The following is a 17746-nucleotide window of genomic DNA, read 5'->3' on the forward strand; positions in this document are numbered from 1 at the left end:
CCTGCGAAGGCAGGAGCCTTACTGAACCAATACCGTGACTGCCCGCGGTGAACCCGGGCGTTCCTTGCCCCAGCTGGATGTCGTGATCTGGGGGGCCGGTACGCCCATTAGTACGAGATATTCGCGGACTTCCTGAGCGCGCCGCGCACCGACGGCGATTGCGTGATCGCGGGTGTCGCCGGAATCGCCATGCCCTTCGATGCGCACCGAGACTTCCGGATGCTGCCTCAGCCAGATTGCCTGCGCCGCCAGCGTGGTTCTCGCGGGTTGGCTGAGCCCGAACGATCCCACGCCGAAAAAGATGGTGTCGCCGCCCGAATGAGCGAGGAAGTCCGCCTTCGCGGCGTCTATGCCCGCGAGAGGTCCGGCCTGCTGAGCCGCAGGCGGGCCAGTGCGCTTGCGAAGGCCCGGCAATTGCGCCGACGCGGCAGTCGCAATGAATGCGATCGCCGAGATGCTGAGAATCAATCGGCGCATCAGTCCATCACTCCAGACCAGTCCGGATCGGATCCGGGTTGCGGCAGCGCGACATTGCGCGGCTCGCTGCCGTCGAGCGACACGCGGTAGATCGACGGCCGGCCGGCTGCATCGCTGCGCTCGAAAATCAATTCGCGGCTGCTTGCCGCCCAGGCCGCGGCTTCGTCGCCGGGGCCATTGGACAGGATGCGCTCGCCCGTCCCGTCCGGCTTGATGATCCCGATCCGCCGGCCGCCGGGCTCGCGGCGAGTGAAGGCGATCCATTCGCCGTCTGGGCTCCACTGCGGCGAGGCATAAGCCGCGCCGCCGAAGCTGATGCGCCGCTGGTCCGATCCGTCCGAGTTCATGATGTAGATCTGCTGCGATCCCGAACGGTCGCTTTCGAAGGCGATCTTGCTTCCGTCGGGAGAGAAGCTCGCATCCGTGTCGACGCCCGGCGAGGTCGTCAGGCGTTGCGGCGCGCCCCCCTGAGCGCTCGCGACGTAGATGTCGCTGTTGGGCCCCACCATCATCGAGAAGAGGATTCGGTTGCCGTCAGGCGAGAAACGCGGCGCGAAGGTGATTGCATTGTTCGCGACGAGCGGGTGCTTGTTGCCGGAGGCTATCTCAAGCAGCTGGATCTGCGGCCGGCCATCGGCGAAGCTGACGAAGGCGACACGCGCCGCACGGGGCGACAGGCGCGGAGTCAGCACCATGGTTTCGCCCGCCGTCAGATAGCGATGGTTGGTGCCGTCGCTGTCCATGATCGCGATGCGCTCCTTCCGGGCAGTGCCGATGCCGCTTTCAGCGACATAGGTGATGCGCGTGTCGAAAATGCCGGGAGCTCCGGTCACCGCGGTATAGGCGAGGCCCGAACATTTATGCGCGGCGCGCTGCCAGTCGGCAGGGTCGACCACGAAGCCCTTGCGCGACACTTCGCGGCCCTTGTCCACGTCATAGACGTAGCAGCCGAAGGTGATGCGCTTGTCAGACCGCGCCTGCACGAAACCTGTCACGAGGAACTTGGCGTTGTTCGAGCGCCACTTTGGAAAGCTCGGTGCCGTGACTTCGGGGTAGGAGTAGAAATCCTTTTGCACCGGCGGGAGCGGCATGATCTCCGACGTCGTGCTCAGGTCTTGGGCGATCAGCTTGGACGCGTCCCATGCGATGCGAAGCGAGGCCGACTGCTGATCGTCGGGCGTAGCTAGCGGCGGCACGGCGACCACCGTCGCCGCTGCGTTGCCGGGCTGCTGCGCCTGTGCCGCGGCGCCGAGGCCGGCAGCCGCAAACAGCAGGCCCATTCGAAGCGATTTGAAGATCATTGCCCCTTTGAGATGATTGCGTTGAACTTTTCGGCCCATTCTTTTGGCTGGCGCCGCGGTCGACCCTGCCCGTCGAGGAAGGCTGCCGTGACGTTTGCGTCCGTCAACAGTTCCGGTCCGCGCATGACTCGCTGATGAATATCGACCGACGATGCGCGGACCTGTTCGACCGTGCTGACGACCAGCAGGTCGTCGCCGAGCTTGCCCGGCCGCTTGTAGCGGATGTCGACCTCGACCACGGCGTAGGCGCTGCCGCTGGCCCGAAGCTCTGCTGCCTGGTCGACGCCAACCGCGCGGATGAAGTCGGACCGGGCGCGCTCCATGAACTTCAGATAATTGGCGTAATAGACGATGCCGTAGGCGTCGGTGTCCTCGAAATAGACGCTGAGCGCGAAATGGTGCTCCGTACCGACGAAGCCGCCGCGATAGGGCGTGTCGAGATCGCGCGTCATCAGGGCCGCTCTAACGAGCAAGCCCGCCGCGGCAACCCCGCTTGACTCCGATGTAACGCGAAGGTTACATGTAACTTATAGGTTACAAGGGGCAATCGATGGCGAAGAATGCGGCAGAGAAAGCGGAGGAATGGAATGAGCGGCGTGCGCGGGCCTTTCCGGCGCTCGGCGTCTTCTTCCTCATCCAGCAACTGAGCTTCTTCACGGGCGCCGGCGCTGGAGACCGTTCAGTGGATCGCGTCCAGATCGGCGCCTGGCTGGTCATGTCGGTGGTGATGGTGCTCGCTCTCGCGACCGGCGGCGGGTGGGTCTATTCAAAGGAAGTGCGGGCCCTCGCGAACGACGAAGCAACGTTGGCCAATCGCAATTCCGCTTATCAGCTGGGCTTCATCGTCAGCATGGCCGCCTGCATCGTGCTTTATGTCGTCAGCCTGTTCGAGCCGATTGGCGGACGCGAAGCGCTGCATCTGGTCATGACGGTCGGGATCGCCGCGGCGGTGCTTCGTTTCGGCTTGTTGGAGCGCCGAGCGCTGAAAGGTGACTGAGACCCTGGCGAACCGACTAAAGGAACGACGAACCGAGCTTGGCCTCACTCAGGCCGAGCTCGCTGAACAGGTAGGCGTGACGCGCAAGACCGTGAACACGGTGGAAAACGGCGTGTTCACGCCCTCGGCGATGCTCGCGATCAAGCTGGCGAAGGCGCTGGACCTCAGCGTCGAGCAGCTGTTCTGGATCGAGCCTTAGCTTCCGCCATTGCAATATCACCAACCTGGCGGATCAGGTCGCCCTGTGCTTCGGACATGTCGGACAAGTGCATTCCCCAGCCGGGCAGGAACATGCCGAACAGACCCACCTCGCCGCCGACACGGTCGGTGCGCTTATCGCCGGGACTGTGGTTGGTGCGGATCGATAGGTAGCCGCGCGGCCCGTCGGCAACGCACTTCGCGGAGACGAGTCCGTCGGTGCGAAGATAGGGCGAGGGCGGCGCTCCTTCGGTTGACCAGGTGATGGGTCCGCCCGGGACAGGCAGGCCCGACCGAGAATACCAATAGCTGTCGAGCTTCACCCAGTCGCGGGAGCCCGGAAGCGCGGGATTGACGCAGCCGACGGTCATTCCGGGCTTGTCCGAGATGCCAAAGATGGCGCCGATCGGGGGCACGTTCTTCTCGCGGAAGCTGACCCAGGACATCACGCAGCCGGTCTCTCCGGGCTGGCTGCAGAGCCGTGTTTTCTTGAACGTCCCGCCGACGAGCTTTCCGGTCGGCACGAGCACGTTGAAGCCGGGCATGATCGCAAGCTTCATGCGGGCGGCGACGGCCGGGTTGGTCTCGATCTCGCGCGAAATCAGCTGTTGCAGCATCAGGCTGCCCTGGCTGTGGCCGATCAAGACGAACGGGCGACCGTTGTTCCTTGTCGTCAGGTAATTGCGCCAAGCGGCGGCAACGTCGCGGTATGCGGTCGCGGCGGCTACATCAATGCTGCCCCCTGCCGAATATGCGGCGATCGCTGCCAGCGTCATCTGGCGGTAGATCGGCGCGAAGGTTCGGCAGACGCCGGCGAAGCGCGCGAACTGCGACTGAGCGGCGCCTTTCTCTTCGCTAACATTGAGATCGCTGTTGAGACCCTGGTCGCGCGATACCGTCGGATAGACGTAGAAGCAGTCGAGCGGTGGATCTTTGGCAACAGTGCTCTGGCCGGTCGATCCATAGCCGTTTGCGTTGAGGGCCGTTGTCGCGAGCGGCGTCGAGCAGGTGTCGTTACGGCCCGGCAGACAGAGCCAGCTCGAATCTTTCGTGTAATCAGGAGCGGCCGGTGCGGGGGTTTGAGCGGAAAGCGGAGTGGCGGCCGCAAGCGCGGCGGCGCCGAACAGGAACAGGTGACGCATTACTTCGAGGTCCCTCCCGGATCGAACAATCCACCCTGGCTGCCTTGCGGCTGCGGTAAGCCGAGATGGGTATAGCCGCGGCCGTTTAGGCACCGCCCACGTGCAGTTCGCGCGATGAGGCCGAGCTGAATGAGATAGGGCTCGATCACGTCCTCAATCGTGTCGCGCGGCTCGCTGAGGCCGGCGGCAAGAGTTTCCACACCGACCGGTCCGCCGCCGTAGAGGTCGGCGATCATGTGCAGGTAGCGGCGGTCCATGGCGTCGAGTCCGAGGCTATCGATCTCCAGCCGCGACAGTGCGCGGTCAGCGGCCTCGGCGTTGATCGTGTCGTTGCCGGCGGCATGGGCGAAGTCGCGGACGCGCCGCAGGAGGCGGCCCGCGATGCGCGGTGTGCCGCGTGAGCGACGGGCGATCTCGCGCGCGCCATCCTCGGTCAGGTCCGCTCCGAGCAGGCGCGCGGCGCGGCGGACGACCTGCTCTAATTCTTCAATGGTGTAGAAGTTGAGCCGGACGGGAATGCCGAAGCGGTCGCGGAGCGGCGTCGTCAGGAGGCCCTGCCGCGTCGTTGCCCCCACTAGCGTGAAGCGCGGAAGATCGATCCGCACCGATCGCGCGGACGGTCCTTCGCCGATCATCAGGTCGAGCGCCCGGTCCTCCATCGCGGGATAGAGCACTTCCTCGACTGCAGGATTGAGGCGGTGGATCTCGTCGATGAACAGGACGTCGCCATCCTCAAGGTTCGTCAAAAGCGCTGCGAGGTCGCCGGACTTGGCGATTACCGGGCCAGAGGTGGCGCGGAAGCCGACCCCCATTTCGCGAGCGAGGATGCCGGCGAGTGTCGTCTTGCCGAGGCCGGGCGGGCCGTGAAGCAATACGTGATCGAGCGCCTCGCCGCGGCTTTTCGCGGCGTGGACAAAGACGCGCAGATTCTCTCGTGCCGCCTGCTGACCGATGAACTCGTCGAGGCTCTTCGGGCGCAGCGCAGCGTCCGCGTCCTCGGCGGTTCGTTCGGGCGTGGTAATGCGTGCGGGGTCGGTCGCCATCAGTCTCTATGTTCGACGTCTGGATCGGTGATGTCGAGCCAGTCGTGCTTGCGCGTTTCCCAAACCGAATAGTCCGGACTGTCGACGATGTAGGGATCGTCGAGCGCACCGAGCGGGATGGCCACCACGTCGGGGAAATTGCCGCCACTGTAATGGACCGTCGAGCCGCACTCTGGACAGAAATGATAGGTCGTCTTCTGACCACTGTCCGCGGTCCGAGCCCACTGCGTCGAAACGCCTTCGAACTCGACGCATTCTGCAGGCCATCGCGCCTGGGTCGAGAAAGCGCTGCCGGTGCGCTTCTGGCAAGCCAGGCAGTGGCAGACTGAGACGCGGACAGGATCGCCATGGGCGACCGCGCGCAGCTGGCCGCAACGGCAGGAAGCACTGTGCGTCGTCATTTCGCCAACGCCTTCTCGATCCGCTTCCACAGTTCGGTCACCGCCAAGACCGGCGGCGCAGACCGAGGCAGGATCTCGCCGATGGGCTTACGTTCTTCGCTCATCTTTTCGAAGGCGCTGGCCATTGGGATGCACGGCCAGCCGGAGTGCTTGTCGAGCTCGGACTGGTGGAGAGCGCGACGGCGGTCGACCATGGAGAAGACGGGGGCGAGGATCACTTTCGGGCCCTTCTTGCGGCCGACATATTCCTTGATCACGTCGAGCGAGCGCTGGGAGAGCGGCGAGGGGATTACTGGCACGACCACAATGTCCGACGCGCGCATGATCTGGTCGGAAGTGTCGGTCAGGCCCGGCGGGGAGTCGATGATCACGCGGTCATAGGAGGCGGAGAGGTCCTCGGCGATGTGCGCGAGGCGCTTGCGCTTGCCGAGGTCATGGAACGCGTAATCCAGCGTCCGAAGGGATTCATCGGCGGGCAAGACGTCAATGCCGGCGACATTCGAAGCGCGGATCAGGCCCGAGACGTCGTTATCCCGCGTAATGCTGGATTTGGCCGACTTGGCGCCGAGCTCTTGGCCAAGGACGTAGCTGGCGGCGCCTTGGGCATCGAGGTCCCACAGCAGGGTTCGCCGCTTCGACAATGTCGCACTCGCCCACGCCAGGTTCACCGCCAGCGTGCTTTTCCCTACACCGCCTTTCACGCTGTAGACGGCAACGATCATTTCGCCGCTTTCTTCAGTGCCAGCCTTACGAGCGCGTCGAGAGTTGCATCTTCGCCAAGTTCGTCCTGTGCCGCGTTGACGGCGGCGCTCGCGTCGGCCGGCTTGAAGCCGAGATTGGCGAGCGCGGAAAGGGCGTCGGCCGCGGCCCCAGCGCGCGGAGCGGGCGCCGATCCGCCAAGTCCGGTGGCTCCCAGCTTGCCCTGCAACTCATTGGCGATGCGCGCTGCGAGCTTTGGTCCAACGCCATTGGCGCGACCGATCATCGCTTTGTCGCCCTGACTCACGGCACGAGCGAGTTCGTCGGGCGCGAGGACCGACAGGATTGCGAGAGCCAAACGGCCCCCCACGCCCTGGATGGACGTGAGTGCGCGAAAGGCATCGCGCTCCGCCTGCGATCCGAAGCCAAACAGGGTCCAGGCGTCTTCGCGAACCTGCAGCTCTGTGAGCAGCAGGACTTCGCCGCCAATGGGGCCGACCGAATTGAGCGTGCGCGCGCTCAGCTGCACTTGATAGCCGACGCCGCCGACGTCAATCACAGCGCTGTCGCTGCTGGTTTCGGCGAGGAGTCCTGAAAGGCGCGCGATCATCAGCCGTAAGGCTTAAGCGATGCGGCGCGCCGTAGCCAGATGATGTGCGTGCGTAATGGCTACGGCAAGGGCATCCGCAGCGTCTGGACCTGCAATGGTCGTTCCCGGCAGCAGGCGCGAAATCATCGCGTGAATCTGCGCCTTGTCGGCAGCGCCCGTTCCGACGACCGATTTCTTGACCACCGCCGGGGAATATTCGCCGACAGGCATTCCGGAGCGCGCCGCCACCATGATTGCGACGCCGCGAGCCTGGCCCAGCTTCAGCGTCGACTGCGGGTTCTTGTTGACGAACACTTCCTCGACCGCGGCGAATTCCGGCCGGTGCTCGACGATCATCGCTTCGATCTGATCGGCAAGCCGGGCCAGGCGCTGCCCGAGCGGGAAAGCGGCGTCGGACTTGAACTGCCCGTTCGCAATGTGAGTGAGGCGATTGCCCTCGGCCTGGATAATCCCCCAGCCGGTGGTGCCGAGCCCTGGGTCGAGACCCAGGACCTTAGGCAAACTTCTCCAGCTCCTCGTCCGGGACCTTCTCGTTGCCCCAGACCGTCTGGACATCGTCGTCGTCGTCGAGCGCGTCCATGAGCTTCAGCAGCAGCTGGGCTTCGTCACCGCGAACCTCGACTTGAGTCGACGGCCGCCACGCCAGCTTCGCGCCTTCGCCTTCGCCGAGCAGAGGCTCGAGCGCCTTCGACACTTCGTGGAGGTTCTCGACGCTGGTCCAGATGCGGTGGCCATCGTCGTCGGATTCGACGTCGTCGGCGCCCGCTTCGATCGCTGCTTCCAGGACCTTGTCGGCATCGCCGGCGCTCGCCGGATATTCGATGAGGCCGAGCCTTTCGAAGCCGTGGCTGACGCTTCCGCTCGCGCCAAGGTTGCCGCCATTCTTCGAAAATGCCGTGCGCACGTTGGTCGCGGTGCGGTTGCGGTTGTCGGTCAGCGCCTCGACGATGATCGCGACACCGCCCGGGCCGAAACCTTCGTAGCGGATCTCTTCGTAATTCTCGGCGTCGCTGCCCGAGGCCTTGTCGATCGACCGCTGAATATTGTCCTTCGGCATCGACTGAGCGCGAGCCGCGATGACCGCGGCGCGCAGCCGCGCATTCGCCTCAGGGTCCGGAAGCCCCATCTTCGCCGCGACGGTGATTTCGCGGCTGAGCTTGGAGAAGAGGGCGGAGCGCTTCTTATCCTGCGCCCCCTTCCGGTACATGATGTTCTTGAATTTGGAATGACCTGCCATGCCAACCCCAAAAAGTGGTACTTTTGGGGACCCCTCAGGATCCCCGAACTTCCTTACTCCAGGCCCAACGCTTGGCGATAGGTCTCCAGCAGCGCGTCGGCTTCCTGCCGGGCGTGCGTCTCCATTTTCCTCAGGCGCACGATCGCGCGCATGGTTTTGGTGTCGTAGCCGTTCGATTTCGACTCGGCGTAGACGTCGCGGATATCGTCCGCGATGCCCTTCTTTTCCTCCTCGAGACGCTCGATCCGCTCGATGAATAGCCGCAACTGATCGACCGCGACGGTGCCGTCCGCCATGTTCCCACTCTCCGATTTTTAACGTGTGAAGCGCGGCTCTAGCGGGTTGAACCATCATATCAAGCGGCTAAGGCAGGCCCGCCCATTTCAGGATCGCCGGTGACCGACACTCTTCTTCCTCCACGTACCCGCAAAGTGAAAATCCTCGCGACGCTCGGTCCCGCATCGAGCGACGCCAAGATGATCCGCAGGCTCTACCTCGCCGGTGCCGACGCTTTCCGAATCAACATGAGCCACGGCGACCAGAAGCAGAAGGCGAAGCTGGTCGAGCATATCCGCGCGCTCGAAAAGGAATTTCACCGCCCCTCGACGATCCTGTTCGACCTGCAGGGGCCGAAGCTTCGAGTCGGCCAGTTCGAGGGCAAGAGGGCCGTGCTGGAAAAGGGCATGCGCTTCATTTTCGACCGCGACGAAACGCCCGGCGACAACAAGCGCGTCCTGCTGCCGCATCCCGAGCTGTTCGAATCGGTAAAGCCCGGCACGAACATCCTGATCGACGACGGCAAGGTCCGCCTCAGCGTGGTCGAGGTGAGCGACGACAAGATCGTGTGCGAGGTGAAGGTCGGCGGGCCCGTGTCGGACAACAAGGGCGTGAATGTGCCAGACGTGCTGGTGCCGATCCCGGCGCTGACCGACAAGGACCGCGACGACTTGCAGTTCGCGCTCGATCAGCGCGCCGACTGGATCGCACTGTCATTCGTGCAGCGGCCTGAGGACGTTGCCGAGGCTCGGTCTCTGATTGGTGAGCGTGCCGCGCTTTTGGCGAAGATCGAGAAGCCGGCGGCGATCGATCGGCTCAATGACATCATTGCGCTTTCGGATGCCGTGATGGTCGCGCGCGGCGATCTCGGCGTCGAGCTTCCGCCCGAGGCGGTGCCGCCGCTTCAGAACAAGATCGTCGCCACTGCCCGACAGTTCGGCAAGCCGGTGGTCGTTGCGACGCAGATGCTTGAGTCGATGATCACATCGCCTACGCCAACGCGTGCCGAAGTTAGCGACGTTGCGACGGCGATCTACGATGGCGCGGACGCTGTGATGTTGTCGGCGGAAAGCGCCGCCGGCCAATATCCGTGCGAGGCGGTGCAGATGATGGACCGCATCGCCAACACGGTCGAGCGGGACCCGAGCTACATGGCTCGAGTTCACTTCACGCAGACCCGGCTGGAGCCGACGACCGCCGACGCGCTCGCGGGGTCGGCGCGGCAGATTGCGCAGACCGTCAGCGCGGTGGCGATGGTTTGCTACAGCAGCTCGGGCGCGACGGCGCGGCGTATTGCGCGCGAGCGGCCGCCGGTTCCGTTGCTGGCGATGAGCGCGTCGCTCCACACCTCCCGCCGCCTCGGCCTGCTTTGGGGAGCTCATGCGGTGCACACCCGCGACGTCACGAGCTTCGAAGAGATGGTCGAGAAGGGCAAGCGCATGGCGCTGCGCCACAAGATCGCAAAGGGCGGCGAGCGAATCGTGCTGATGGCCGGCATTCCGTTTGGCACGGCGGGTTCGACCAACGTGCTCCACGTGGTTCGGCTGATCGGCGATGAGCTCGATCGCTATCACGGGGGCAACAGCTCAGCCGGGTAGAAGGGCCGGAACTTCGTCCGCGATTTCGCGGGCGAGGAAACCGATCGGACCCACCTTCTCGCCGAGCCGTGCGCCCGCCTCGCCGTGCAGCCAGACCGACCAAAGCAAAGCGTTGAGCGGTTCCGCTCCGCGTGCGAGCAGGCCACCAACAATCCCGGCCAGTGTGTCGCCGCTGCCGGACACCCCGAGGCCGGAGGCGCCGCCTTCATAGGTCCAGCAACTGCCGTCTGGCGTGACGACGTGGCTGACGACGCCTTTCACCAGCACAATTGAGTTGTAGGCTTCGGCAGCTCGCTTGCCGCAGCGGATCGGCTCACGCTCGATCTCATCTTCATCGCAATCGAGGAGCGATGCGAGCTCACCTGCGTGAGGCAGCAAAACGGGCCGGATTGAGCGTGGCTCGGCGGCCGGTTCGAGGCTGTGAAGCAGGGCGGCGTCGAGCGCGAGACACGCTTCCGAGCGAAGGAGAACATCGGCGATTTGACCGCAGATACCGCCGGTCGACATGCCCGGTCCAGCGACGATTGCGTCGACCTTGGCAGCATCCTGCGCAATGGTCTCGAGCGCCGCTTGCGCGAGTCCTCCATCGGCGTCTTCGGGCATGCCGATCACCATCGCCTCGGGCATGGCGATGCCGAGCGCGACGGCGACGCTCTCCGACGTCGCAATGCGAAGCTTGCCGGCGCCGGCTCGCATCGCCGCGGTCGCGGTCAGAAGCGCCGCACCGGGCACCTCGCGGCTGCCGGCGAGGATCAGGATGCGGCCCTTGGTCTCCTTGTCGCCGTCCACGACCGGCGGAAGCGGATGCGCGTCGAGCGCGGCGCGATCGAGGTTCACCGCGTCCCCGTCATCGCATCCGGAGCGGAAGTCTTCGGGGCGCCTTCGCTTTCGAGCGGCGCGCCGTGGTTCCATAGGGTCAGCTCCGGGACGCACAAACCCTGTGCGTCATGCTCGAAATCATAGGCTGCGATGCCGCAGTTGAGCACGTCGGCCTGCTTGTCGATCTTGAGGATCGCCGCTTCGTCCAGCCCTTCGAGGATGTAACGGAAGCAGAGCACCACGACCTGGTGGCAGACGATCAGCACGCGCTTGTCGCAATAGTGGAGGTTGATCGTGTTCATCGCCGAGCGGAGGCGCAGGATGACGTCCGCCCAGCTCTCGCCGCCGGGTGGACGGTGATAGAATTTGCCCAGGCGCTTCCGGTGCGCGGCCTCCTCGGGGAAGCGCTGGCGGATGCCGATCGTGGTCAGCCGGTCGAAGATCCCGAATTCGCGCTCGCGCAGCCGCTCATCGATGATCGTCCTTGTCGGCCCCCCGGCAAGCGCATCCGCCTTGCAGATGATTTCCGCCGTCTGACGAGCCCTGACGTACGGAGAGGACAGAATGACTTCAGGACGCTGGTCACGCGGCAGCGAGGCGAACCAGCGGCCCGCCGCCTCGGCCTGCTTGATGCCGAGTTGCGAAAGAGGCACGTCGACATCGCGAACGTCGATGTCGATCTCGTGCAGCCCCGCCTCATCCGCCGCGTCGCGTGCGACATTGCCCTGACTCTGTCCGTGGCGGACCAGGTACAGGCGCTCGGGCCAGTTCTGGCGCATCAGCCGTTCCTCCTGATCTGCTCAAAGCACGAGCCCTGCGATTGTGCCAAATGTCAGCTTGGTCGCAAAAAGCCGGTCCAGCTGTGCTATTTCTGCGATCGATACGGCTCCAATTCGATCCTGACGCATTGGTGGCCACCATGAGGGATGAAAGCGGGATGTTCGACAGCTTCTTCCAGGCCGGATTCGAATGCTCTTCGCACCGGCGCCGTGACGGCGTGCGGCTCGACCTGATCAAGGCGACCGGTCACGACAAGCATGCGCTGCGCGATTATCGCATGTGCTCCGACCTTGGCTTCAAGACGATCCGCGACGGGCTTCGCTGGCACCTGATTGGGAAGAATGCGGGAAAGTTCGATTGGTCGAGCTGGATGCCGATGCTTGAGGCCGCCGAGCAGGTCGGGCTCCAGGTGATCTGGGACCTGTTCCACTATGGCTCGCCCGATTGCATCGATCAGGGCGCCGAGGACTTCCCTGAACGCTTCACCGAGTTCGCCCTCGCCGCGCTGGAGGTTCAGGAGTCGGTGAGCGGACGTGCGCCGACCGTCTGTCCCCTCAACGAAATCAATTTCCTGTCCTGGGCCGTCGACGATGGCTACTTCCCGCCCGTCGGACCCGGACAGCAGGGCTGGTTCAAGGACCAGCTCGTCCGCACGGCCATCGTCACGACGAAGGCGATCAAGCAGCGTTGGCCGCAGTCGACGGTCATCTGGGCCGAGCCTTTGATCCACATCGCCCCCCACGATCGCCGCCGCCAGACGGTGCGCGCCGCGCAGCAGAACTTGCAGGGCATGTACGAAGCCTATGACTGGATCATGGGCAGGAGCAGGCCGGAACTTGGCGGCGACCCGTCGCTGGTCGACGTGATCGGGCTCAACTTCTACCCGCACAACCAATGGTATCACCGCGGGCCGACCATCCCGATGGGCCATCACGAGTACCGGCCACTTGGCGACATGCTGGTCGAGATGGCCGAGCGCTACGGAAAGCCGGTCATGCTTTCAGAGACAGGAGCCGAAGGGTCGGGCAAGCCGTCGTGGCTTCACTATGTTTGCAATGAAGTCCGCGATGCGATGAGCCGCGGCACCGACATTCGTGGCATCTGCTGGTACCCGATCACGGCCTATCCGGGATGGGATAACTCTCGGCATGCCGAGACCGGGCTGTTCTCGACGGTGGTTGCCGACGGCAGCCGGCACGTGGACCAACGCCTGCTCGCTGAGTTCGAAGTACAGCGCGCCTTGTTCGACAACGTTCGTGCGGATCGACCGAAGATGGTCGCTAGCCGCCGCTAGACCGCTTCCTTCTCCCACTTCTCCGCGTAGTCGCGGACCTCGGATAGCTGCACTCGGCCCCAGTCGTTTCCGTATCCGTCCGGCTCAACATTCTCCGGCTGGTCGAGCAGCGTCTGCCACCGCCGTAGCTCCTCGATGTAAGGATCGCAGGGAACGCGTTCGAACGCCTGCTTGTCGGCAACGTCGTAGATGCCGATCTTCGCCCACTTCTGGCTCCACCAGTCCGGCACATCCACGAAGGGGTAGAGGCAAACTCCGTGGAGATCGACGCCATCGTTGATCGCCTTCAGCGACTCTTCCATGGACATGCGCAGCCACTCGGCGCGATTGTCCTGAAAGCCGCTGGTTTCGCCGATGATGATCGGGCGCCGGTATCGGTCCCAAGCGAATTTCAGCAGGTCGCTCAGCGGCTTTCGTCGAGGATCACGCGGCCCGAGCGTCTCGCGCTTCTTGTCCGCGTCGAGCTGCACCTGGCTGTAGTGGTAGACGTTGACGCCGACGATATCGAGGATCTCGGGCGACCCGCCCAGCTCCGGCGCAACGCGCCCGCATAACATGTCCCACGCCTCCATCGCTTCGCGGTGCTCTTCATCCCTGGCTTCGTCGGCGAGGTCGGGGCGATCGGGCGGCGGTACGGCGTGAACGATCGGATCGACGTGCACCATATGTGCATCCGATCTCACTTCGCGGATGGCTTTCGCCCCTTCGATCGCCATGTGGGCCAGGGCGCGCTTGAGTTCCTTCTCCCGACCCTTGGCGAAAGGGTACATCCATTCGAGATCGCTGGCGGCTGCGGAGAAGAAGGTGATCTCGTTGATCGGCGTGAAGAAGAACGGCGGCTCGGCCGTGCTGGTGACGAACTGGGCGGCGGCTCGGCAATAAGCCACGAAGCGCTCCCGGCATTCCTTCGAAAAGGGGTCGCAATTGTCCGGCAGGCCGTAGTGGCACAGATCCCAGATCGGCGTGATCTTGCACGCTGTCGCGGCGTCCTGGACTTCTTTGACGCTGGTCCAGTCGTAGCGGCCGTCTCCAAGATCGACGTACGGCCAGCGGATAGCCTCGCGGACGACCCCGATGCCGAGATCCATCGCGGCCGCGAAATCGGGTTTCAGATGGCGATCGTGCCCGGTGGCGGCGACATAGTCCTTCCGTTCTCGATCCTTCCAAACGAAGGTCGAGCATTCGAAACCCGCCATGAAAAAGGTCGGGAAGATCGCGTTCCGGGACGCCTTGCCGTGCATCGCCTGCCTTTCAGCCGTCAGCCGTTGTGACAACCAACGGGCGCGACTGTTGTTCAGGCCGTGCGGCTAGACGATAGGTGCGGCCTGCGGGCCGTCCGACGGCGTTCCGACATAGGGCCAGCCGTCCTTCCAGATGATCTTGTCGATCAGCAGGATCCGGCGGCTGTTGATCTCATCTTCCTGCCGCTGCCTCGGCTTGTTCACATCGATCGCGTGATAGACGATCCAGGTCTGGCCCGCCTTGTCCTCGATGATCGAGTTATGCCCGGGAGCGAGCCAACGTTCGTTCTTGAACAGCATCAGGCTGTGGGGCACGCCGCGCGCTTCTTCGAGGCTCTCGAACGGGCCCGTGGGGTGACTCGAGCGCGCAACCATCACGCCATATTCGGCGTCGGGACCGCAGCAATTGTCGCCTGAATAAAAGAGATAATAGAAGTCATCGTGGCGGATCACCCACGCCGCTTCGACGAGCCTTGGGAAGGCGCCTTCGACAGGATTTGGCCACACGAGGTTCACCGGTTCGCTACCGGGTTCGAAGGACATTCGATCGCGGGCGAGCTCCTGCACCTTGATCGGCTGGAACCCCGATCCCCAGTAGAGCCAGTGCTTGCCGGTGACCGGATCGTCGAAGGCCATCGGATCGATATATTCGAAGCCTACGCCCAACAGCAGCGGCACGCCCATGTCAACGAACGGCCCGAACGGCGAGTCCGCGGTGGCGACGGCTAGGCAATGGCCCCGGTGCGGGTCGTGGCAGGCGTCGTGCGTTGCCGAATAATACATGAAGTAGCGCTTGCCATCGAAAAGGACGTACGGCGCCCAGAAGTCCTGCGTCGTGTGCGCCCAGCTTGGCTTCTCGGGCAGCGCATCTCCGAGATATTCCCAGTGGATCAGGTCCGCCGAACGCGCGACCTGAATGTTGATCCACTGCTCGCCGCGCAGGGTCTGCGTTGCATAGGCATAATAGAAGCCGTCAGGCGCCAGGATCACGGCTGGATCGGGAAAGTCCCAATCGAGAATCGGGTTGGTGTAAGTTCGAGACGCGCGGGCTGGAACTGCAGGCGTCGAATCCGTCGAGACTTCAGGTGGGTCCAAAGGTGGGAGCATCGGATGCCCATATGACCGGCAGCGCCGATGCGAAAGGCGTTCGATGCTCCCTGATTGGGCTTATTCGGCGGCGACTGCCGTCTCGAGGCCTTCGCGCTCGCGCTTCTCATCGATGCGGCGGAAGGTCGCGAGCGCCTGTCCGACGATCTGGTCCATATTGTAGTAGCGATAGGTCGCGAGGCGGCCGACGAACGTCACGTTCTCTGTTTCGTCCGCAAGCGCCTCATATTTCTTGAACAGCTCCTGATTCTCAGGACGCGGGATCGGGTAATATGGGTCGCCCTCGGCCGACGGATATTCGTAGGTGATCGTCGTCACCGGCGCTTCCTGGCCGGTCAGATGCTTGTACTCGCTGATACGAGTGTAGGGCACCTGCTCGTTGGGATAGTTCACCACGGCGACTTCCTGGTGCCATTCCTTGTCGAGCGTCTGGTGATCGAACTTCAGGCTCCGGTACGGCAGTTTGCCGAAGCGGAAGTCGAAATATTCGTCGATCGGGCCGGTGAAGATGATGTGATCGGCGATCTCGTCCGCACGGTCTTTCAGTTCGGCGAAGTCGACGCCGGTGCGGACGTCGATCAAGGGATGATCGACCATCTTCTCGAACATCTTCGTATAACCTTCGAGCGGCATGTACTGGTACGTGTCGCCGAAGTAGCGGTCGTCGGTGTTGGTGCGCGTCGGGATCCGCGACGTGACCTGCTTGTCTAGCTCCGACGGATCGAGGCCCCACTGCTTGCGGGTGTAGCCGCGGAAGAACAGCTCGTAGAGCTCATGTCCGACCGCATTGATGACGACGTCCTCGGACGTCTTGATCTCGTCCACCGGCTCGGCGCGCGACGCGAGATATTCGGCCGCTTCCTCGTCGGTTTTCAGATCGAGCCCGAACAGCTCATTGAGCGTGGTGCGGTTGATGGGGATGGGCACCTGCTTGTCGCGGACAACGGCGCGGACGCGATGCTCGTACGGGCGCCATTCCGTGAACTGCGATAGGTAATCGAACACCTGCTGGCTGTTCGTATGGAAAATGTGCGGTCCGTACTTGTGGTACAGGATGCCCGCCTCGTTCGGCTCGTCATAGGCGTTTCCGCCGACATGATCGCGCCGATCGATCAGCAGCACACGCGCGCCATGCTGGCTGGCGAGACGCTCGGCGAGGACGGAGCCGGCGAAACCGGCCCCGACGATCAGATAATCGTAACGTCGCCCGGCCTGGGGCGCGCCGTTCAGCAGGAACGCGCTCATTCCGCTGCCACCAGGATCGAAGACGTGGAGCTCATCCGAGTCCCAAGAAGGTCGTGGATGAGCCCGGCCATGCGGGCCTGCGTCGTGTCCCAACTGGTCGCCGACAGCATCACGTCGGCCTCCGCGAGCCAACCGCTCTCCGGGTCGCGCGACAGCTCGAGCGCGCGGTCACAAGCTTCGACGAACTCTTCCGCCGTCGATGCGATCTGAACGCCTTGCATGTGGCCGTAGTGGCGCACGACGTCCTTGACCGGCGTCGATACGACGGGCTTTCCGCCCGCCAGATATTCCGGCGTCTTGGTCGGCGAGATGAACTGCGTCGACTCGTTCATCGCGAAGGGCATCAGCGCGACGTCCCAGCCCGACAGATAGCAGGGCAGCTGATCGTAGGTCTTGCCGCCCAGATAATGGATGTTGGGACGGCGCGGCAGATCATCCTCGGAGATCTTCACGACCGGACCGAGCATCACGAACGACCAGTTCGGCCGCAGCTCCGCGATCTTGGCGAGAAGCTCCGTATCGAACCGCTCGTCGATGACACCGTAGAAGCCGAGGCGCGGCTTGGGCAGGTCTTCCTGGTCCGCTGGATCGAACTGGCGGGCGCGCGCCTTCGCAAAGTGGCAGCGATCCACCGACGACGGGAAGCAGTGCACGTTGGAGTGCCGGTCCTTCTTCGCTTCGAACAGGCTGGATCCGCCCGTGAAGACGATGTCGGCCTTGTCGAGCAGCTCCTGCTCCAGATCCAGCAGCTTGGTGGGGGCGAATTTGAACTTCGACAGCTCGTCCATCACGTCGAAGACGGTCAGGGCAGTGTCGAGATGACGCGAGAAGGTCAGCATCATCGGCGTGTAGTACCAGGCGATGAGCGAGCCATGCAGCGACGCGACATGCGCATCGAGCAGGCGCATTAAGGCCGCCTCGCGGGCTTCCTCCGGCATGTTCGCGGGCAGGTGCGGCACGACGACCCGAAGGCCCGGCGCATCTTCCGCCTCACGAACCTGCAGATAGGCGGTTTCGTTCGCGCCGATCTCGACCGGTTCTTCCCAGTAAATGACGTTCATGTCCCGCGCGAAACGGCACATGAGATGCTGCGGCCGCTGGAACACGAAGTTCCACCGCAGGTGCGAAAAGCAAATCAATGTAGAAGGTTGGGGATTAGCCGCCGAGGGCTCGGCTTCCAACTCTACTGGCACCCCGACGCGAGTCAGCATTTTGCGTTTTACCTCCGTGTTGTGGCTATACCACGGATGAACGGGGGGAACGGCATTACGGTTCCGCAAC

At 63.8% G+C, this 17746-nt stretch carries 21 protein-coding genes; 4 read left to right on the forward strand and 17 right to left on the reverse strand.

Going from position 1 to position 17746, the window contains the following annotated elements; all coding sequences use genetic code 11:
• Positions 1-18 precede the first annotated feature (18 nt).
• The 3 genes from AC4GYV_RS14655 to AC4GYV_RS14665 are packed head-to-tail and all read right to left on the reverse strand — an operon-like array spanning position 19 to position 2230.
• Entirely contained in the window at positions 19-477 is a 459-nt protein-coding gene (locus AC4GYV_RS14655; protein ID WP_491101434.1) for an OmpA family protein, read from the reverse strand.
• Complete coding sequence (gene tolB, locus AC4GYV_RS14660) at positions 477-1778, reverse strand: Tol-Pal system beta propeller repeat protein TolB (protein WP_491101435.1); 1302 nt, start codon at positions 1776-1778, stop codon at positions 477-479. The genes AC4GYV_RS14655 and tolB overlap by 1 nt, the downstream gene beginning before the upstream one ends.
• A complete protein-coding gene (locus tag AC4GYV_RS14665; RefSeq protein ID WP_491101436.1) occupies positions 1775-2230 on the reverse strand; it encodes a YbgC/FadM family acyl-CoA thioesterase in 456 nt (151 codons plus the stop codon). The genes tolB and AC4GYV_RS14665 overlap by 4 nt, the downstream gene beginning before the upstream one ends.
• Positions 2231-2328: 98 nt before the next feature.
• Between AC4GYV_RS14665 and AC4GYV_RS14670 the strand changes: the two genes are divergently transcribed.
• On the forward strand, positions 2329-2775 hold the full coding sequence (locus AC4GYV_RS14670; protein WP_491101437.1) for a hypothetical protein: 447 nt from the start codon (positions 2329-2331) through the stop codon (positions 2773-2775).
• Positions 2768-2974, forward strand: coding sequence for a helix-turn-helix transcriptional regulator (locus AC4GYV_RS14675; RefSeq protein WP_491101438.1), 207 nt, complete (start codon positions 2768-2770; stop codon positions 2972-2974). Before AC4GYV_RS14670 ends, AC4GYV_RS14675 begins: the two co-directional genes overlap by 8 nt.
• Here AC4GYV_RS14675 and AC4GYV_RS14680 read toward each other — a convergent pair.
• From AC4GYV_RS14680 to AC4GYV_RS14715, 8 genes are read right to left on the reverse strand one after another with little or no spacing between them, the layout of a single operon-like run.
• The gene (locus AC4GYV_RS14680; protein WP_491101439.1) at positions 2940-4115 is read right to left on the reverse strand and encodes a DUF3089 domain-containing protein; all 1176 of its coding nucleotides are present in this window, start codon (positions 4113-4115) and stop codon (positions 2940-2942) included. The two genes, AC4GYV_RS14675 and AC4GYV_RS14680, sit on opposite strands and share 35 nt — an antisense overlap.
• Positions 4115-5158, reverse strand: coding sequence for a Holliday junction branch migration DNA helicase RuvB (ruvB, locus tag AC4GYV_RS14685; protein WP_491101440.1), 1044 nt, complete (start codon positions 5156-5158; stop codon positions 4115-4117). The genes AC4GYV_RS14680 and ruvB overlap by 1 nt, the downstream gene beginning before the upstream one ends.
• Positions 5158-5559: a GFA family protein gene (locus AC4GYV_RS14690; RefSeq protein WP_491101441.1), complete on the reverse strand. Its 402-nt coding sequence runs from the start codon at positions 5557-5559 to the stop codon at positions 5158-5160. The genes ruvB and AC4GYV_RS14690 overlap by 1 nt, the downstream gene beginning before the upstream one ends.
• Entirely contained in the window at positions 5556-6281 is a 726-nt protein-coding gene (locus AC4GYV_RS14695; protein WP_491101442.1) for a ParA family protein, read from the reverse strand. The genes AC4GYV_RS14690 and AC4GYV_RS14695 overlap by 4 nt, the downstream gene beginning before the upstream one ends.
• The gene (ruvA, locus tag AC4GYV_RS14700) at positions 6278-6868 is read right to left on the reverse strand and encodes a Holliday junction branch migration protein RuvA (protein ID WP_491101443.1); all 591 of its coding nucleotides are present in this window, start codon (positions 6866-6868) and stop codon (positions 6278-6280) included. The genes AC4GYV_RS14695 and ruvA overlap by 4 nt, the downstream gene beginning before the upstream one ends.
• A gap of 12 nt (positions 6869-6880) precedes the next feature.
• Positions 6881-7369, reverse strand: coding sequence for a crossover junction endodeoxyribonuclease RuvC (gene ruvC / locus AC4GYV_RS14705; RefSeq protein ID WP_491101444.1), 489 nt, complete (start codon positions 7367-7369; stop codon positions 6881-6883).
• Positions 7362-8105 (reverse strand): YebC/PmpR family DNA-binding transcriptional regulator, encoded by a 744-nt coding sequence (locus AC4GYV_RS14710; protein ID WP_491101445.1) that lies wholly within the window; start codon positions 8103-8105, stop codon positions 7362-7364. Before AC4GYV_RS14710 ends, ruvC begins: the two co-directional genes overlap by 8 nt.
• 53 nt (positions 8106-8158) lie before the next feature.
• On the reverse strand, positions 8159-8401 hold the full coding sequence (locus tag AC4GYV_RS14715) for a DUF2312 domain-containing protein (RefSeq protein WP_491101446.1): 243 nt from the start codon (positions 8399-8401) through the stop codon (positions 8159-8161).
• 99 nt (positions 8402-8500) lie between these two features.
• On the opposite strand from AC4GYV_RS14715, the gene pyk reads away from it, so the two are divergent.
• Positions 8501-9979 carry a pyruvate kinase gene (pyk, locus tag AC4GYV_RS14720; protein ID WP_491101447.1) on the forward strand — a complete coding sequence of 493 codons (1479 nt, stop codon included), beginning with the start codon at positions 8501-8503 and terminating at the stop codon, positions 9977-9979.
• Here pyk and AC4GYV_RS14725 read toward each other — a convergent pair.
• The gene (locus AC4GYV_RS14725) at positions 9968-10816 is read right to left on the reverse strand and encodes an NAD(P)H-hydrate dehydratase (protein WP_491101448.1); all 849 of its coding nucleotides are present in this window, start codon (positions 10814-10816) and stop codon (positions 9968-9970) included. The genes pyk and AC4GYV_RS14725 overlap by 12 nt on opposite strands.
• A complete protein-coding gene (locus tag AC4GYV_RS14730) occupies positions 10813-11577 on the reverse strand; it encodes a histidine phosphatase family protein (protein ID WP_491101449.1) in 765 nt (254 codons plus the stop codon). Before AC4GYV_RS14730 ends, AC4GYV_RS14725 begins: the two co-directional genes overlap by 4 nt.
• A gap of 140 nt (positions 11578-11717) precedes the next feature.
• On the opposite strand from AC4GYV_RS14730, the gene AC4GYV_RS14735 reads away from it, so the two are divergent.
• Positions 11718-12872, forward strand: a complete 1155-nt coding sequence (locus AC4GYV_RS14735; RefSeq protein WP_491101450.1) for a hypothetical protein — start codon at positions 11718-11720, stop codon at positions 12870-12872.
• Here AC4GYV_RS14735 and AC4GYV_RS14740 read toward each other — a convergent pair.
• From AC4GYV_RS14740 to AC4GYV_RS14755, 4 genes are all read right to left on the reverse strand, one after another.
• On the reverse strand, positions 12869-14113 hold the full coding sequence (locus AC4GYV_RS14740; protein ID WP_491101451.1) for a glycoside hydrolase family 1 protein: 1245 nt from the start codon (positions 14111-14113) through the stop codon (positions 12869-12871). The two genes, AC4GYV_RS14735 and AC4GYV_RS14740, sit on opposite strands and share 4 nt — an antisense overlap.
• 66 nt (positions 14114-14179) lie before the next feature.
• On the reverse strand, positions 14180-15220 hold the full coding sequence (locus AC4GYV_RS14745) for a glycoside hydrolase family 43 protein (protein WP_491101452.1): 1041 nt from the start codon (positions 15218-15220) through the stop codon (positions 14180-14182).
• Between the two features lie 60 nt (positions 15221-15280).
• The gene (glf, locus tag AC4GYV_RS14750) at positions 15281-16465 is read right to left on the reverse strand and encodes a UDP-galactopyranose mutase (protein WP_491101453.1); all 1185 of its coding nucleotides are present in this window, start codon (positions 16463-16465) and stop codon (positions 15281-15283) included.
• Complete coding sequence (locus AC4GYV_RS14755; RefSeq protein WP_491101454.1) at positions 16462-17676, reverse strand: glycosyltransferase; 1215 nt, start codon at positions 17674-17676, stop codon at positions 16462-16464. The genes glf and AC4GYV_RS14755 overlap by 4 nt, the downstream gene beginning before the upstream one ends.
• Positions 17677-17746: the final 70 nt, after the last annotated feature.

The organism is Sphingomonas sp. SP4, from assembly GCF_058313375.1.